Origin of the sequence: Streptomyces anthophorae, from assembly GCF_049310305.1 — a bacterium.
GTDB lineage: Bacteria > Actinomycetota > Actinomycetes > Streptomycetales > Streptomycetaceae > Streptomyces.
Window position 1 is genome coordinate 1,596,569 of the sequence record NZ_JBLWQQ010000001.1, and the last position, 16,211, is coordinate 1,612,779.

At 70.2% G+C, this 16,211-nt stretch carries 14 protein-coding genes; 3 read left to right on the forward strand and 11 right to left on the reverse strand.

Annotation, left to right across the window (positions count from 1 at the left end):
* Nucleotide 1: 1 nt before the first annotated feature.
* From ACNYS0_RS07190 to ACNYS0_RS07200, 3 genes are all read right to left on the reverse strand, one after another.
* Nucleotides 2–1,510 (reverse strand): MFS transporter, encoded by a 1,509-nt coding sequence (locus ACNYS0_RS07190; RefSeq protein ID WP_422471839.1) that lies wholly within the window; start codon nt 1,508–1,510, stop codon nt 2–4.
* Between the two features lie 145 nt (nt 1,511–1,655).
* On the reverse strand, nt 1,656–3,068 hold the full coding sequence (locus tag ACNYS0_RS07195; RefSeq protein ID WP_422471840.1) for an amidase: 1,413 nt from the start codon (nt 3,066–3,068) through the stop codon (nt 1,656–1,658).
* Between the two features lie 187 nt (nt 3,069–3,255).
* Nucleotides 3,256–4,422, reverse strand: a complete 1,167-nt coding sequence (locus tag ACNYS0_RS07200) for an acyl-CoA dehydrogenase family protein (protein WP_422471841.1) — start codon at nt 4,420–4,422, stop codon at nt 3,256–3,258.
* Between the two features lie 46 nt (nt 4,423–4,468).
* Between ACNYS0_RS07200 and ACNYS0_RS07205 the strand changes: the two genes are divergently transcribed.
* Nucleotides 4,469–5,554 carry an acyl-CoA dehydrogenase family protein gene (locus ACNYS0_RS07205; protein WP_422471842.1) on the forward strand — a complete coding sequence of 362 codons (1,086 nt, stop codon included), beginning with the start codon at nt 4,469–4,471 and terminating at the stop codon, nt 5,552–5,554.
* A 74-nt stretch (nt 5,555–5,628) separates the two neighbouring features.
* Here ACNYS0_RS07205 and ACNYS0_RS07210 read toward each other — a convergent pair whose 3' ends face one another.
* Together ACNYS0_RS07210 and ACNYS0_RS07215 are read right to left on the reverse strand one after the other, a co-directional pair.
* A complete protein-coding gene (locus ACNYS0_RS07210) occupies nt 5,629–6,435 on the reverse strand; it encodes an SDR family oxidoreductase (RefSeq protein WP_422471843.1) in 807 nt (268 codons plus the stop codon).
* Nucleotides 6,436–6,495: 60 nt separating this feature from the next.
* A complete protein-coding gene (locus ACNYS0_RS07215) occupies nt 6,496–7,251 on the reverse strand; it encodes an SDR family NAD(P)-dependent oxidoreductase (protein ID WP_422471844.1) in 756 nt (251 codons plus the stop codon).
* 196 nt (nt 7,252–7,447) lie between these two features.
* Here ACNYS0_RS07215 and ACNYS0_RS07220 point away from each other — a divergent pair, with 196 nt between their 5' ends.
* Nucleotides 7,448–7,960: a MarR family winged helix-turn-helix transcriptional regulator gene (locus ACNYS0_RS07220; RefSeq protein WP_422471845.1), complete on the forward strand. Its 513-nt coding sequence runs from the start codon at nt 7,448–7,450 to the stop codon at nt 7,958–7,960.
* Nucleotides 7,961–8,098: 138 nt separating this feature from the next.
* On the opposite strand, the gene ACNYS0_RS07225 is transcribed toward ACNYS0_RS07220, so the two are convergent.
* Nucleotides 8,099–9,109 (reverse strand): aldo/keto reductase, encoded by a 1,011-nt coding sequence (locus tag ACNYS0_RS07225; protein WP_422471846.1) that lies wholly within the window; start codon nt 9,107–9,109, stop codon nt 8,099–8,101.
* 167 nt (nt 9,110–9,276) lie between these two features.
* Nucleotides 9,277–9,612: an ArsR/SmtB family transcription factor gene (locus ACNYS0_RS07230; protein WP_422471847.1), complete on the reverse strand. Its 336-nt coding sequence runs from the start codon at nt 9,610–9,612 to the stop codon at nt 9,277–9,279.
* A gap of 173 nt (nt 9,613–9,785) precedes the next feature.
* Here ACNYS0_RS07230 and ACNYS0_RS07235 point away from each other — a divergent pair, with 173 nt between their 5' ends.
* Nucleotides 9,786–10,928: an FAD-dependent monooxygenase gene (locus ACNYS0_RS07235; RefSeq protein WP_422471848.1), complete on the forward strand. Its 1,143-nt coding sequence runs from the start codon at nt 9,786–9,788 to the stop codon at nt 10,926–10,928.
* A gap of 70 nt (nt 10,929–10,998) precedes the next feature.
* Here the strand turns inward: ACNYS0_RS07235 and ACNYS0_RS07240 are convergent, their stop codons facing one another.
* From ACNYS0_RS07240 to ACNYS0_RS07255, 4 genes are all read right to left on the reverse strand, one after another.
* The gene (locus ACNYS0_RS07240; protein ID WP_422471849.1) at nt 10,999–11,721 is read right to left on the reverse strand and encodes an ATP-binding cassette domain-containing protein; all 723 of its coding nucleotides are present in this window, start codon (nt 11,719–11,721) and stop codon (nt 10,999–11,001) included.
* A 44-nt stretch (nt 11,722–11,765) separates the two neighbouring features.
* Nucleotides 11,766–12,878: an ABC transporter permease gene (locus ACNYS0_RS07245; RefSeq protein ID WP_422471850.1), complete on the reverse strand. Its 1,113-nt coding sequence runs from the start codon at nt 12,876–12,878 to the stop codon at nt 11,766–11,768.
* A 15-nt stretch (nt 12,879–12,893) separates the two neighbouring features.
* The gene (locus ACNYS0_RS07250; protein ID WP_422471851.1) at nt 12,894–14,033 is read right to left on the reverse strand and encodes a sugar ABC transporter substrate-binding protein; all 1,140 of its coding nucleotides are present in this window, start codon (nt 14,031–14,033) and stop codon (nt 12,894–12,896) included.
* Between the two features lie 244 nt (nt 14,034–14,277).
* Nucleotides 14,278–16,152, reverse strand: a complete 1,875-nt coding sequence (locus ACNYS0_RS07255; RefSeq protein ID WP_422471852.1) for a M64 family metallopeptidase — start codon at nt 16,150–16,152, stop codon at nt 14,278–14,280.
* Between the last annotated feature and the right edge of the window lie 59 nt (nt 16,153–16,211).

Sequence of the window (16,211 nt, forward strand, 5' to 3'; positions counted from 1 at the left end):
CTCAGCCCGCCGCACCGCTCGCGGGCACCCGAGCGTCCCCGACCGGCGGAAGCTTCTCCGCCGGTTCGGTCAGACCGCCGCGCGCCGGGGCGCGTCCGTGCTTCATCAGCAGAGCCACCACCATGCCGACGGCGCCCACGGCCGCCGCGTACGCGTACGCGTGGGTGAGCGCGCTGTCCGCGTAGACCACGGAGCTGGTGGCCGCGTCGACCTTCAGCACGTGTCCCGACATCACCACACCGGTGAGCGCCGTGGCGATACCGGCGGACAGCAGCGTGGTCATGCCGGCGATCGAGTTGCCCACCGCGTTCTGCGAGGCGGGCAGGGAATCCTGGAGCAGGTTGGCGTTGGAGGAATGCAGGAAGCCGTTGGCGCAGCCGGCGGCCAGGGCCACCAGGCCGATCTGCCACTGCACGGTGAACAGGCGGGAGCCCAGGATCATGACCAGGAGGAAGAACGCGGCACTTGCGAGGAGGACGTTGCGGGCGCCGATCTTCGTGGTCAGATAGCCGCCGAGAGGGCCCACGAACATGGCCACGATCCCCAACGGGCAGGTCCACAGGGCGAGTTCCGTGGCGGAGAGCCCGGCGCCGTAGCTGATGCCCGGGATGCCCTCCGGCGTCCGCAGCATGGTGGGGCTGATCAGCGCATGCGCGTTCATCATGTACGCCACGCACGCGACGGCCAGCACGGTGGGTCCGAACCTGCGGCCCAGCAGCACGTCGAGCGAGACCAGCGGGTGGCTGCACACACGTTCCCAGGCCGCGAAGGCGATCAGCATGGCGGTGCCGAGGCCCAGGCAGACGAGTGTGGACCCGGCCGTCCACCCCCAGTTGCCGCCCTGGGTGATGCCGAGCAGCAGCACACCGATGCCCGGGCCGAGCAGGATCGTTCCGACGTAGTCGACGGGGCGGTCGACGCGCACCGTGCTCTCGGGGATGACGAAGGCATAGAGCGGCAGCAGGACGACCGCGTAGAGCGCGAGGAACCAGAAGACGCCCGCGGGGCCGTGCCGGTCGATGAGCCAGCCGGCGAGGAAGGGGCCGACGAGGGCCGCCATGCCGACCCCGGTCACCACGGCACCCAGGGCGATGGGCACGAAGTCGCGCCGCATGATGTCGCGCACCAGGCTGTACGAGAGGTTGACGATCCCGACGATGCAGCCCTGGAGGGCCCGCCCCACCAGCAGCGCGGCGAAGGAGGACGCGAGCGCGCAGATCACGCTGCCCGCGAGGAAGACGAGACCGAGCAGGAGAATGACCCGCTTCTTGCCCCACTTGTCCGCGGCCTTGCCGACCAGCGGCATGACGGTGGCTCCGGCGAGCGTGACGATCGAGGCGGCCCAGGCGATGTTCAGTGTCTTGAACTCACGGGCCAGGTCCGGCATCGCCGGGTAGACCATCGTGATCTCGAAGGTGGCGGCCTCCGAGAGGAGGATGACCAGGACGAGCACGGCCACCGCCCTCCCTTTGGAGACCACCGCGGGGCGCGGGGTGACGTTGTCTGCCATCGTGATCCTTTGTCCGGGTGCGGGGTGCGGGGCGCGGAGTGCGGAGTTCGGGTGCAAGGTGCGACGGATGCGACAGGTGCGGTGGGGGCGCGGGGCGTAGGAGGCGTGGGCAGATGGGGGCCCACGAGCCTAGCCTGATGAAACGTCAGCCGCCGGTGCCGGGCGGTGCGTTGAGGTCCCAGGGAGCGGCCCGCTCCAGCTGCGCGGCCAGGGAGAGGAGCAGCCCCTCGCCTCCGACGGCGGCGAACTGGACCCCGAGCGGGAGCCCGTCGCCGTCGTGCCCGAAGGGGACGGACATCGCCGGCATGCCGGTGACATTGTGGACGCTGGTGAAGGCCGACTGCACGGCGGCGTGTTCGTAGATCGTCCCCGGCCGGCGCGTGTCGAGGACGCCGAGCCGGGGCGTGGGCCGGGCGAGCGTCGGGGTCAGCAGCACGTCGTACGCCTCGAATGCGGCGCCGACCTGCCAGCCGATCTCCTGTGCCCGCCGCAGCGCGCGGCTGACGTCCGCGGCGGTGAGCGTGCGGGCGTGCTCGTAGATCACCCGGGTGAGGGGCTCGATGTCGTCGTCGGCGAGTGACCGGCCGAGCCGTTCAAGACGGGCGTCGATCTGGGCGACCACGTCGGCGCCCATGAGCGTGGCCGAGGTGGCGGCGACCTCCGCGGTCCGGTAAGGAGCTTCGGCCTCGACGACCAAGTGGCCCAGCTCCTCGCAGACTTGGGCCGCGTCGAGCACGGCGCGCAGCGGTTCCGCGTGCACCGCGGGGCCGCCCGGCAGGGAGGTGATCAGCCCGATCCGCAGCCTTCCCGGGTCGCGCCGTGCGCAGGCCGCGAACGAGTCGGCCGCGGCGGGCGCCGCGTAGGCGTCGCCGGGGAGCGGGCCCGCGGCGATGTCGAGCAGCAGCGCGCTGTCGCGCACCGTGCGGGTCACGGCGTGGTGGCCGGAGACCAGTCCGGAGAGGGTGGTGGGGCGGGGCGCGGGCGAGATCCGGCCGCGTGCGGGTTTGAGGCCGAAGAGCCCACAGGCCGCGGCGGGGATGCGGATCGAGCCGCCGCCGTCGCTGGCGTGCGCGACGGGCACCATTCCGGTGCTCACGGCGACGGCCGAGCCACCGCTCGAACCGCCGGGCGAGTGGTCCTTGCCCCAGGGGTTGCGGGTCGGGCCGTACAGCGTCGGTTCGGTGCTGGCGTTGAGTCCCAGTTCGGGGGTGTTGGTGGTGCCGAGGACGACCATGCCGGCGCGTCGGTAGCGCTTCACGAGTTCGCTGTCGCGGTCGGGGGTGACGTCGGCGAAGAGTCTGCTGCCGCCGGTGGCGGGCAGTCCCGCGACGTCCATGCCGAGGTCCTTGACGAGAACCGGCACGCCGCGCAGCGGGCCCTCGGGCAGTCCTGCGTCCACCTCGGCGAGCGCCGCGTCGAACCGGGTGTGGATGACGGCGTTGAGCTCGCCGTTGAGCTTCTCGATACGGGCGATGGCGGCCTCGGCCACCTCGCGGGCGCTCACCTCGCCGCCCGCTGTCGCGGACGCCGTCGCGACGGCGTCCCACCTGTCGGCCACTGCATTCTCCTCACGCTCGGACGACCGCGAAGCGGCACCGGCCGGGATCCGGCCTCGAAGGCGGATCGCCGCAGGGCACTGCTGGGCGGAGCCATAGGGGGTGAGGGGAAATTACGGCCCGGCCCACTCCACGGTGCGGGGCGTCCCACTCACCGGGAGGACCGGAGCGCAGTGCCGCCGGACGCGATCACGGGCGGGCCTCCCGGGGCAGCCCGAGCACGCGCTCGGCGATGATGTTGCGCTGGATCTCGTTCGACCCGGCGTAGATGGTGTCGGACCGGGAGAAGAGGAACAGCCGCTGCCAGTCGTCGAGATCGTAGGGTTCGCCGGCGGCGAGCATGCCGTCGGCGCCGCACACGTCCATGGCGAGTTCGCCGAGTTCGCGGTGCCAGGTGGCCCAGTAGATCTTCCCGATGGACGCTTCGGGGCCGGGGGCCCCGGCGGCGGCCCCGTCGAGCATGCGCAGCGCGTTGAACCGGATCGTCTCCAGGCCGACCCAGGCGCGGGCGATCCGGTCCCGTATCAGGGGGTCATCGGCGCTGCCGTTGCGGCGGGCCAGCTCGATCAGGGCCTCCAACTCCCGGCGGAAGCCGACCTGCTGGCCGAGAGTGGACACGCCGCGCTCGAAGCCGAGCGTGGCCATGGCGACCTTCCAGCCCTCGCCGGGCGCGCCGACGATGTTCGAGGCGGCGGTGCGGGCCCCGTCGAAGAAGACCTCGTTGAACTCGCTGGTGCCGGTCAGCTGGGTGATGGGCCGGATGTCCACGCCGGGCTGGTCGAGCGGGACCAGCAGGTAGGAAAGGCCTTGGTGGCGCACGGATCCGGGTTCGGTGCGGGCGATCACGAAGCACCAGTCGGACTCGTGGGCGAGCGAGGTCCAGATCTTCTGTCCCGTCACCGTCCACTCCTCGCCGTCGCATTCGGCCTTGGTGCGCACGTTCGCCAGGTCCGAACCGGCGTCCGGCTCGCTGTAGCCCTGGCACCACAGCTCCTCCGCCTTCACGATCGGCGGCAGGAACCGGGCGCGCTGTTCGGGGGTTCCGAAGGCGATGAGGGTCGGGCCGAGGAGCTGCTCGCCGATGTGGTTGACGCGGGCGGGGGCGTCGGCGAGGGCGTACTCCTCGTGGAAGGCGACCTGCTGTTCGAGCGTGGCGCCGCGGCCCCCGTACTCCTCGGGCCAGCCCACACAGGTCCAGCCGGCGGCGGCCATATGGCGCTCCCAGGCGAGCCGCTCGGCGAGCACCTCGTGCTCGCGGCCGGGCCCGCCGCGTCCCCGCAGGGCGGCGAACTCACCGGTGAGATTTGCCCGCAGCCAGCTGCGGACCTCGGCACGGAACTCCTCGACGCTGGTCATGGACGTACGCTAACCTACCAAACACTTGTTAGGCGAGGAGGTGCGGATGTCCGCCGCTCAGGACATGAGGCTGACGCGCGAGCACGAGGAACTGCGGTCCGCCGTCCGGTCGTTGCTGGCCCGGCACGAGGGTGCGGGCGCCTGGCGGCCGCTGACCGAGCAGATCGGCGTCGCGGCGCTCGGCGTGCCGGAGCGGTACGCGGGGGCCGGGTGCGGGGCGGTCGAAGTCCACGTGGTGATGGAGGAGTTGGGCCGGGCACTGAGCCCCGTGCCCTTTCTGGGTTCGGCCGTGCTCGCCGCGCAGGCCGTCCTCGCCACCGGGGACGACGACGCCTGCGCGCGGCTGCTCCCCGGCATCGCCGGCGGCGGCACCGTCGCATCGCTGGCCTGGGCGGAGGACGGCTCCTGGGACCCGGCACGCACCGACACCCGGGCCACGCCGGGCACTGGCGGGACCTGGCGGCTGCACGGCGTCAAACAGCATGTACTCGACGGCGCCGAAGCCGATGTGCTGCTCGTGACCGCCCGCACCGACCACGGCGTCTCGCTCTTCGAGGTGGCCCCGGGGCAGCCGGGCGCACGGATCGAGACCCGCGCGACCATGGACCAGACCCGCCCCCTGGCGCACGGGCGGTTCGAGGGGGCCGAGGGACGGCTCGTCGGCGCGGACGGCGCTGCGGCCGGGGCGGTGGAGCGCGCCCTGGACCTCGCCTGCGCGGCGCTGGCGGCCGAGCAGGTCGGGGCAGCCGAGCGCTGCCTGGAGCTGACGGTCGCGTACGCGATGGAGCGCGTCCAGTTCGGCCGGCCCATAGGCTCCTTCCAGGCCGTCAAGCACCGGCTGGCGGACGCCTACGTACGGGTGGAGTCGGCGCGGTCGGCTGCCCTGGGCGCCGCCTTCTCGGCGGCGGACTCACCGGACTTCGGCAGATACGTGGCGGTCGCCAAGTCCGCTTGCTCCGAGGCCTTTTCGGCGGTGGCGGGCGAGATGATCCAGCTGCACGGCGGCATCGGCATCACCTGGGAACACGACGCGCACCGCTACTTCAAGCGGGCGCACGGTTCCTCCCAGCTCTTCGGAACACCGGCCCGGCACCGCCGACGACTCACCGAGAGCCTGGGCCTCCCGGCCTAGCGCCCTCCTGACGGATCCTGCCGGAGTCGCGTGCCCCGGCAGGAGCGGCAGCCGGACCGGGCCCTGGCCCGCGCTCAGCCCTGCGGCGTCCACACCTTCGGCCAGTCCAGGCCGCGCAGGTGCGCGTCGATGCCTCCGTCGCAGTACATCAACGTACCCACGCAGTAGTCGGACTTGGCGGACAGCAGGAAGAGCACGAGCTCCGCGACCTCCTCCGGGGTACCCGCCCGCCCCGCGGGGACGGACTTCAAGAACGCCTCGATCCCCGCCGCGATCTTCGGGTCCTGGCGCCCGGCCCGGGTCATCGGGGTGTCGATGAATCCCGGCGCGATCGCGTTGAGACGGATGCCGTCCGCGATGTAGTCGGCGGCACGGGTACGCGCGTAGTGGGCGATCGCCGCCTTGGTTGCCGGGTAGGTGAGCACGCCGCCCTCGTCGGCCAGGGAGTCGGCGAGGGTGCGCGCCGTCTCTTCGTCGCCCGCGAGACACGCCTCGGCGAGCTTCGGGTTCCAGCCGGGCTGGGTGGTCGTGGAATTGGAGGAGGCGAGGACGACGGAGGACTCCCCCGCGGCGGCCAGGGCCGGGCGCAGCTCCTCCAACAGGCCGATGGCGCCGTAGTAGTTGACGGAGACCAGCAGGCTCGCCGGCCGGTTCGCACCACCGGAGATCCCCGCGAACGGCACCAGGCCGTCAAGGCGCCCGTCGGCGAGCCCGGTGACCTCGGCCGCCGCGGCGCGACGTCCCTCCGCGGTGCCCAGGTCGGCCGCCACGTCGGTGCCGCGCAGGTCGACCCCGATGACCCGGTGCCCCTGTTCGGTGAGCCGGGCGGCGATGGAGCCACCCATACCGGAGGCGGCTCCGGTGACGGCGATGGTTCCCATGTCGGTCTCCTCTTTGGTGGTTCGGTGTGTACGTGGACGGAGTGGGTGTCGGCAGCGGCCTCAGCGGAGCTTCACGGCGCCGCCGTCGGCCATGACGGTCTGCCCCGTCATGTACTGCGCGTCGTCGCCGGCCAGGAAGGCGACGATCGGTGCGACGTCGCGGTCGGGGTCGCCGAAGCGGCCCAGCGGCACCGAGGCCGCGGACTGGGCGTACTGCTCCGGGCGCGCCTCGGCCCAGGCGGCCACGCCTGACGTCAGCGCCATCGGGCAGACCACGTTGACCCGGATGTTGAACGGCGCCCACTCATTGGCGGCCACCCGGCTCAGGCCGCGGATCGCTTCCTTGGCCGCCGCGTAGGAGGCCTGGTTGGGCTGGCCGTTCAGGCCCGCGCCGGAGCCGAAGTTGATGACGCTGGCGTTGCCGGTCTTCTTGAGTTCCGGCAGGGCGGCGAGCATGAAGTTGCGGGTCGCGTACAGGCCGGTGCCCATCGCCAGGTCCCAGTCGTCGTCCGTCTGCTCCTCGAACGGCTTCTGCCGGGACACGCTCGCGTTGTTCACCAGCACCTCCAGGGAGCCGAAGCGCTCCACCGCGGTGGCCACGGCGGTGTCGGCGACCTCGCGGTCGGAGACGTCGCCCTTCAGGAAGACCACGGCATCCCCCAGCTCCTTCGCCATCGCCTCCCCCGCCTCCTCCTGGAGGTCGACGACGACCACGCGGGCACCGCGCGCGACGAACAGCCTGGTGATGGCGCCGCCGATGCCGGAGGCTCCGCCGGTGACCAGTGCCGTCTTGCCCTGCAAGGTGGGAAAGCTCATGACGACATTCCTTTCCGAGTGTCTGGAAGCGCGGCGCCCCGGATACGGAAAAGCGAGGCCCCCTGCGTCGAGCACGGGCACGGCCTGCGGGCAGGACCAGCCAGGCGCTACGATGTGCATGTTACATACACACTAACTCGTGCACCCCACACCCGGCCGCTTGAGGCCGGGACCGCGAGAAAGGAGCACGGCACCCATGAGCGAGCCGAGCGAGCAGGAACGCCGCCTGGGAGATCTGGAGCGGGAGCTGACCCTCCTGTCCCGGCACTTCATCGCGGCACGCGGCCCGCGCATCGGCCAGAGTCTCGACCGCTCGGCGTACGTGCTGCTGACCCGTCTGGAATCGGGCGAGCCCCTCACGCTCAAGGAACTGGCCCACACCTTCCAGGCCGACGTGTCCACCATCAACCGACAGGTCGGCGCCATGCTCAAGCAGGGGCTCGTCGAGCGGATCGACGCCACGACCAAGGGCGGCGCACGCACCTTCCGCCCCACCCCGCTGGGCCTGGAGCGACTGGAGGCGGACCGGGCGATCAGCCGAGCGGGCGCCGCCCGGCTGATCGAAGCGGCGGGCTGGAGCGGCGAACGCACTCAGCAGTTCCTCACGCTGATGGTCGAGTTCAACCACGGGATCGAGCAGCTCGAAGGGCTGGCATGGGACCGGGACCACTCGACGCGGTCGCGGGACGACCGTTCCACCGCGGAGTGAGCGGCGCGCCGGCGCCCCCAGGTGCCTGGCGGCCGATCGTCAGCACTTCGCGTGCTGCCCCGAGCGGGTCGGGGGCTCTCAGGCCGACGCCCTCCCGAACACACCACGGGTTCGTCGAGGGCCCGGCGGTGGCCCGGACTACCGGGAGCCCGCCACGGGCTGCCGCTTGTAGAAGGACTCCTCCAGGTACGCGGCCTCGTGCGGCTGGTAGGGCTGCTCCAAGTAGGCGGCCTCGTCCTCGTCGAGTTCGACGTCCACCGCGGCGAGCGCGTCGGCCAGCTGGGCCGGCTTGGTGACCCCGACGATGGGCGAGGTCACCACGGGGTTGCGCATGACCCAGGCCAGGGCGACCTGGGCCGGGGACAGACCCCGCTTGTCCGCGATCTCGTGGACGCGCTCGGCCACTGCCTGGTCCTGGTCGCGGTAGAGGATCTTGCCGCCCGGGTCGGTCCCGGCACGCGCCGTGGCGGTGTCCCGGGCCCGCGTCAGCCTGCCCCGCGCCAGCGGGCTCCACGGGATCACGCCGATGCCCTGGTCGGCGCAGAGCGGGAGCATCTCCCGCTCTGCTTCCCGGTGGATGAGGTTGTAGTGGTCCTGCATCGACACGAACCGGGTCCAGCCGTTCAGGTCGGCCAGATACAGGGCCTTGGCGAACTGCCAGGCGTACATGGACGAGGCACCGATGTAGCGGACCTTCCCGGACCTGACCGCGTCGTGCAGCGCCTCGAGGGTTTCCTCGATCGGGGTGTCGTAGTCCCAGCGGTGGATCTGGTACAGGTCGATGTAGTCGGTCCCCAGCCGCTTCAGGGAGGCGTCGAGCTCGGCGAAGATCGCCTTGCGGGAGAGTCCGGCGCCGTTCGGGCCGGGGCGCATCCGCATCCAGACCTTGGTGGCGAGAACGACCTCCTCGCGCCGGGTGAAGTCCTTGACCGCCCGGCCGACGATCTCTTCGCTGCTGCCGTCGCTGTACCCATTGGCCGTGTCGAGGAAGTTGACGCCGCCCTCAAGAGCCTGCTTGATGATGTCCCGGCCGGCGTCCGCGCCCAGCGACCAGGGCTCGCCGCCGCGGTCCGGCTCGCCGAGGCTCATACAGCCGAGGGTGACGGCGGAGACTTCGAGTCCGGTCGATCCGAGTTTGATGTATCGCATGCGTCAGAACCTAGGAATTGAAGTGCGCTCCAACGCAAATACGTCTACGCCGTCGGCCACCTCGACCGACTCGAGTTCTACCGAGGCCAGTTGAGGCAGGGGAGAAAGTCTCCCACCGCCCCCACTAGGGAACTCACCCGGCGCCGCTCCGGTGTGCTCAGCCGTGCTCAGCGAGAAGCCGTACCGCCAGGGGATTCTGTTGCCAGGAGCGCGAGCAGCCCGGGGAATCTCTTCTCGACGTCCGCGCGTCGTAGCCGGATGCCCTTGCGGTTGCCGTAGTCGATCTCGTCGATGAGACCTGCCTCGCGCAGGACCCGGAAGTGGTGGGTCTGGGTCTGCTTCGAGATCGGAAGATCGAACGAGTTGCAGCCCCGCTCGCTGTCGCTGCGGTCGGCGGCCAACGCCATCAACACCGAACGACGGTGCTCATCGGCCAGGGCACGAAACACCGCACCCAGATCGAGCGCATCGGCCTCTGGGCCAACCAGGTTCCTCCCGGCCACGCCACACACCTCCTTCAAGTACGACTTGCATCGTACCTGAAGAACGTGCTCCACTCAGGTACGAAATCTTTCGTACCTTCCCAGGGTTGCGCCGCCCCGTGCCGCCGCGCCCTGAGCCCCGGCCCCGGCACTCACCGGGGACCTGGCCATCGACACTCCGAGAGGTCATCGTCATGAAGAAGCCCGAGGTGCTGATAGTCGGTGCCGGAATCGCAGGGCCCGCACTCGCCTACTGGCTCTCCCGGAACGGATACCGGCCAACGGTCGTCGAACACGCCCGGCAGCTGCGCTCCGGTGGCAGCGCGATCGTCGTGAAGGGGCCCGCGATCCCGGTCGCCGAGCGCATGGGCATCCTCCCGCAGCTCCGCGAGCTCGCCACCCGCAATCGGTCGCTGACCCTGCTCGACCCCGGCGGCAGGCGAATCCTGCAACTCCCCCTCACCTCGGACGAGGCGCCGACGGTCGAAGTGACCCGAGCCGACCTGTCCGAGGTGCTCCACCGGTCGGCGCAGACCGACGCCGAGTTCTTGTTCGACGACACGGTCACCGCAATCGACCAGGACGAAGGTGGGGTCGATGTCACCTTCCGGCGGTCCGCGCCACGGCGCTTCGACTTGGTAGTCGGTGCCGACGGAATGCACTCCACCGTACGGCGCCTGGTGTTCGGCCCCGAGCGGCAGTTCGCAAGCGACCTGGGCCTGTACGGCGCGACCGTCCCGCTGGAACCCGACGCCATCGAGGACCCGAGTGAGATGACGATGCTGACCGTGCCGAACCGGATGCTGGCCCTCCACCCCTCGCGGACCACTCCGCTCGCGATCTTCACCTTCCGGGCCGCACGGCTAGCGCCCCACGACCGTAAGAACATCGCCCTTCACAAGCAGACCGTGGCCGACGCCTACGCCGACGTGCGGTGGCGGGCGCCGGAACTCGTGGCAGCGTTCCTCGACCACCCGGCTCCGTTCTTCGACCCGCTGACCACCGTCCGGGTGCCCTCGTGGTCCCGCGGGCGGGTCGTACTGCTCGGGGACTCGGCGGCGGCGACAGCCCTGCTGGGCGACGGGTCCAGCATGGCGATGGCGGGCGCGTACGCCCTCGCGGAAGAGCTCGCCGCCCATCCCGGTGATCACGCCCGCGCCTTCGCCGCCTACGAGTCGCGGCTCCGCCGTGAGGTAGGTCCGCGGCAGCGACGCGTCGGTCTGCTCTCCAGGCTCATGGTGCCCCGCACCCGGCCGGGCCTCGCGGCGCGCAACGCCGTGGTCCGCGCGGTCGGCCGCACGAACCGGACCACCTCTCGCGAAGCCGCGAACCGGTAGACCGAGCCCGCACCGTGCGCCGCGGCGGGTTCCCCGCCCAGGACGAGGCGCACACGGCGCCCCGTCCCCGCTATCCCGTACGAGACCTGCGGTACTCCGCGACCACCAGGTCCGTCAGCTCGCCCACCGACGTCTCGTCCGTTCGCTTGTCGAAGGTGATCCGGCCGTGCTGGAGGAGGTTGACGCGGTCGCAGACCTCGAAGACCTGCGCATAGTTGTGCGCGATGATGATCACGGAGATCTCGGCGCGTGCCTTCAGGTCGCTGACCAGGTCCAGGATGAGAGCGCCCTCCTTCGCGCCCATCGCCGCAAGCGGCTCGTCGAGGAGGAGGATCTTCGCCTCGGAGTAGACCGAGCGGGCGACCGCGATGGCCTGGCGCTGGCCTCCGGAGAGCTTGGCGACCTCGACGTCGACGGACGGGATGTTGACCCCCATCTCCTTCAGGTGCTCGCGCGCGAGCTTGCGCATCGCACCGTTGTTGAGCAGCCGGGTCGGGTGGATGCGCTCCCGGTTGAGGAACATGTTGTGGTAGACGGTCAGCTCGTTGACCAGCGCAAGATCCTGGTACACGGCATCGATACCGAGCGTACGGGCGTGGTCGACCGACTTGAGGGTCACCTCGTCGCCGTCGATCAGGATGCGGCCCGAGTCGGGGCGGTGGAAACCGCACAGTATCTTCAACAGGGTTGATTTCCCTGCCCCGTTGTCGCCGACGAGGGCAAGCACCTCGCCCTTGTCCAGGCGCAGGTTCACATCTCTGAGCGCGGTCACCGCGCCGAACCTCTTGGCCATGTGCTCCACGGAAAGCGCCGGTGGTGTCGTTGTCGCCGGTGCCGTCATCGCCGTCCCGCCCTTCGCAGCCGCGTCAGGTACACGCTCAGCACCATCGAGATGATGATCGCCGCACCGAGGATGATGTTGAACGGGTTGGCGCTGATGCCGATCAGGTTGAAGCCGTTGCGCAGCTCGGCGAGGACGAGCGCGCCGAGCAGTGCACCGATCACCGTCCCCGAACCGCCCGCAAGGGCCGTACCGCCGATGACCGCGGCCGAGACGGCGAGGAACATCGGGGCGGCGCCGTCCGCGCCCGCCGAGCTCGGGTCGATGGAGTCGACGCGGAACGCCTCCAGGATCCCTGCGAAGGCGCCGAGCGCGCTGGTGATCATGAAGTTTCCGGTCTTGATCCGCCCGGTCCTGATGCCCGCCTCGCTCGCCCCGAGCGGGTTGCCGCCGGTGGCGACGGTGTACAGGCCCCAGCGGGTGCGCGTGAGGACGACGTGCAGGACCGCGACGATGATCAAGCACCAGATCAGCTCCGCCCAGTCGGCCTGCCCGAACCAGCCCTCAAGTCCCTTGGCGGCCTCGGGAATCTGTGCCGGGTAGGCGTGCGACGTGGTCAGCATGATGCCGAGGACGAGGAAGAGCATCCCGAGCGTCGCGACGAACGACGGCACCTTCAGTACGACCACCACGAAGCCGTTGACCAGGCCGATCGCCGCGCCCGCGAGGACGGAGCCGATGATCGCCACGATCGGGTACACGCCGTAGTAGTCGACCAGGTAGTGCATCAGGAACGGCGAGAGCGCGAAGACACTGCCGACCGAAAGGTCGATCTCACCGCTCACCAGGAGCAGCACCACGCCCGCCGCGATGATCGCGTAAGGGGCCGTCTGCTGCGAGAGGTTGACCAGGTTGCTGTGCGAGAGGTAGTCGGAGTTGTTGGCCCAGAAGTAGATCAGCAGGCCGACGGCGACCAGGAAGATGGCCGCTTCTCGGCGGACGATGAAGGTGTCGAAGGCGATCCGCAGCGGCCCGGGCCGCACGGCCGGCGGCGCGACGGGTTCGCTGAACGCGCCCGTGCCCTTGGCCGCCGCGTCGTCGGCCCCGTCGGTCTGCTGTCCTGTGGTGTCGCCGTGAACCGCGTTCTCGTGCCTGGTGTGTTCGCTCATGCGGTCGCTCACGCCTCACGCGTGCGCAATGGGTCCGGAGCGCTTCACGAGCTGCTGCTTCGTGCTCGAACCCTCGTACCTGGTCTTGGTCTTCAGATACGGGTCGACGTTGTCCTTCGTCACGAAGAGCAGGCCGGTGTCGGTGGTGCTCGGGATGACCAGGCCGCCGGACAGCTTGTAGAGCCACAGGTACTGGACGGTGAGGAAGCCCTGGAGATACGGCTGTTGGTCGATGGTGAAGTCCAGGTCACCGGCCTTGATCGCGGTGAGTGTGTTGGGGTTCAGGTCGAAGCCGCCCGCGACGACGCCCTTGTCCTTGAGGCCGTACTTCTTGACGACCTTGCCGATGGACTCCGTCGACCCCGCGTCGACGGCGAAGATCCCCTTGAGGCCCTTGTGCCCGGTGACGTACGCGTCGATCGTCGAGAGCTCCTTGGGCAGTTCGGCCCCGCTGGCGACCGACTTGAAGTTGATCCCCTTGTCGGCCGCCTTGATCGCGTCGCTCGCGCCGTCGATGCGCGGCTGGATGTTGAGCGCACCGGGGGTCGCGATGAACCCGACCGCGTCGCCGCCGTCCGGCATCAGCTCGACGATCCGCCTGCCCATCTGCACGCCGGACTCGTACAGGCCCTGGCCGATGTAGCAGAGCCGGTCGGTGCCCGGGTCGCCCTTCGCGCCGTCGGCGTTGTACGACACGGTCGGTATGCCCGCGTCCAGGGCCGAACTCACCGGCTTGGTGAAGGCCTTCTTGTCGACGACCGAGACCGCGATGCCGTCGGCCCTGGCGGAGACCGCCGAGGACATGGCGGAGACCATCTCGGGGACGCTGGAGTCCTTCGAGCCCGTCCACTGGAACGAGGCGTTCAGCAATGCGCAGGCATCGGCCGCACCGTACTGGGTCGGCGTGAAAAAGGGGTTCGTGGTGACGTGATTGACGAATACGAACTTCCACTTCGGCGTATCGGGGAAATCTCCTACGCCGCCGCCAGATGATTTGTCGTCACTCTTGTTGCTGGAGGAACAGGCGGAGAGCAATGCGGTTGCGGCGGCGGAGGCACTGATCATTCCAGCGCCGGTGAGCAACCGCCTGCGGACCGTACCGTTCAGGTCGAGAGTCTCGACGGCCTCTTCCACCTGGGGATCTGTATTCTTCATGACCGCTCCGGCAGGCATGGTGCGCGGACCCGTAACGTCCGTTATCTCGAACGTCGTTCGGGGTGTTTTGTGGCCTTGAAAGTAGGGCGGGGACAATGAGTCGTCAAGACGCCGATTGGGGTGTACTTACGTCAATACTTGGAAACGAACGGAACAGCGCAGGCGGCCAGCACCCCCTTTTGGACACTGCGCGTGCCGGAAATTGCATCCGCGCACCAACTCGGCCTCTCGCACCCCACCCCTCTCAGCCCTGCTTCTCTGCCAACGTGACCTCGAACTTCCGTGCCGCGGCGATGTTTCCGGCCGCGTCGATCGACCGGTACTCGATCGTGTGCGTGCCATAGCGCGGCGTCGGGTCGTCCCACGGCACCGCCCGGGCGTCGCCGAGCTTTCCGTACACGAGGTCGTCGATGACGGTGCCCTCCGGGGTGAACCGGAACGGCGCGTCCGGGTCCGTCGGCCAGCCGTAGTACGTGTGCCAGCCGTCGCCGTTCACCCGGAACTGGCTGACAACGGCGCCCTCCTGGTCGTCCCGGCCGGTGAGCTTCATCGTGAACGGGCCGTCGTACACGTAACGCGTGGGCCGGCCGGGCGTCTTGACGGTCCGCAGCGGGGCGGACAGCTCGTACGAGGTGTCCGCAGGCTTGGTGTCGACCGTCCAGGTCAGGACGTCGTCACCGGTGCGGGCCGTGACGGTGCGGGGCGTGCGGCGGAGCGCGCCGAGGTCCAGGTCGCGGTCGTTGCCGGGGTTCGCGACATCCTTGCCGTCCACGGCCCAGCGCACGCGCGGGACTCCGGTGGCCGGATGGGTGGTGTCCGCGTGGATCACGGACCGCGCGCCGACCGGGGTGTCGGTCGCGGTGTGGTGGGTGAACCGGGCCTCGGTGGCGTCCGGTTCGGTGGTGAGTGTGCCGTCCAGGGTCCATTCGACGCTGCGGGTCATCGCCTCGGAGCCCCGGATCTCGGGGTCGCGGACGAACGGGGTGGGGTCGGTGACGGTCGCGGTCAGCTTGTGCTTGCCGCGCCCGAGGTCGATGCCGAGCTTCTTGAGGTCCAGGCTGCGGACGCTGTGCGCGACGGGCTTCCCGTCCAGCCGCCACACGGTGTCGAGTTCGCCGCCGACCGGGTGCAGGGTGTCGACGAAGACGGACCGGTCCGCAGCCACCGGGGCGGAGTTGGGGGTGTGGTCCTGGATCAGGTTCACCTTGCCCGAGATCGCCTTGACCATGGCCTCGCGGCCGACCTGGTCGAAGGCGTAGCCGAGGGTCTTCATCATCGAGTGCTTGCTGGGCCGCCAGACACCCGTGGTGCTGTACATGCCGCCCTCGTACGTCCCGATCCTGCCGCCCGAGAGGCTCTCCTCGCCGAGCCAGCGCCACCACTTCTTCTTGCGGTCGGCCATCTGCTCGGAGGTGAGGGTGGTGTGGTGGACGGACGTGGGTTCGCCGCCCTGGTAGGCGCCGCCGGGCTCGCCGCGGCCGTAGTAGTCGTACTCGTCCTGGAGCTTGCCGAGCGAGTGGCCGATCTCGTGCGGCGTGATCAGCGAGGACAGGGCGTTGCCGCCGGACGCCGTCGCGTAGGTGCCGCCCGCTCCGCCGTAGGTGTCGCTGTTGCCGAGCGCCACGATCTGCCGGTTGGCCGTGGTGGTGCCCGCCACCAGGTCGGCCTGCGCGGTGGCGGCCGTGCTGTCCACGGTCAGCAGCCGCTGCACGCTGTTCGCGTCGCAGCCGCCCCAGAAGCCCATGCCGAGACGGGTGTCACGGCGGGGCGCGTCGAGGCCGGGGTCGCAGTCGACGCCGGACTCCGCGGAGGACGCCTCGACGGCCCAGACGTTGATGTAGGAGCGGTACGAGGCGAACGGCTCGATCGACCAGAGCACGTTCATGTGCCGCTCGACGTCCGCACGGAACTCGGGCATCTCGTCGGCCGTGTACCCGTCGCCGAGCACCACCATGTTGAACCGCTTCTCGGCGGGTCCGGTGTTCTGGATCGGCACGACGGTCGCGTCCGTGGTCGCGTCGGCGGCGGACGCGGGCGTGGGCGTGGCGCTCAGGGCGCACGCGGCGAGGAGGGCGGCCGCGGCGGCCAGCGCCATGGGTCTCCTGTGGATGATCGACATGGACGCAGAGCGTATGGGGGCACCAACGACCCGTAAAGGGGCGGGTGTTCGGGCTGGGA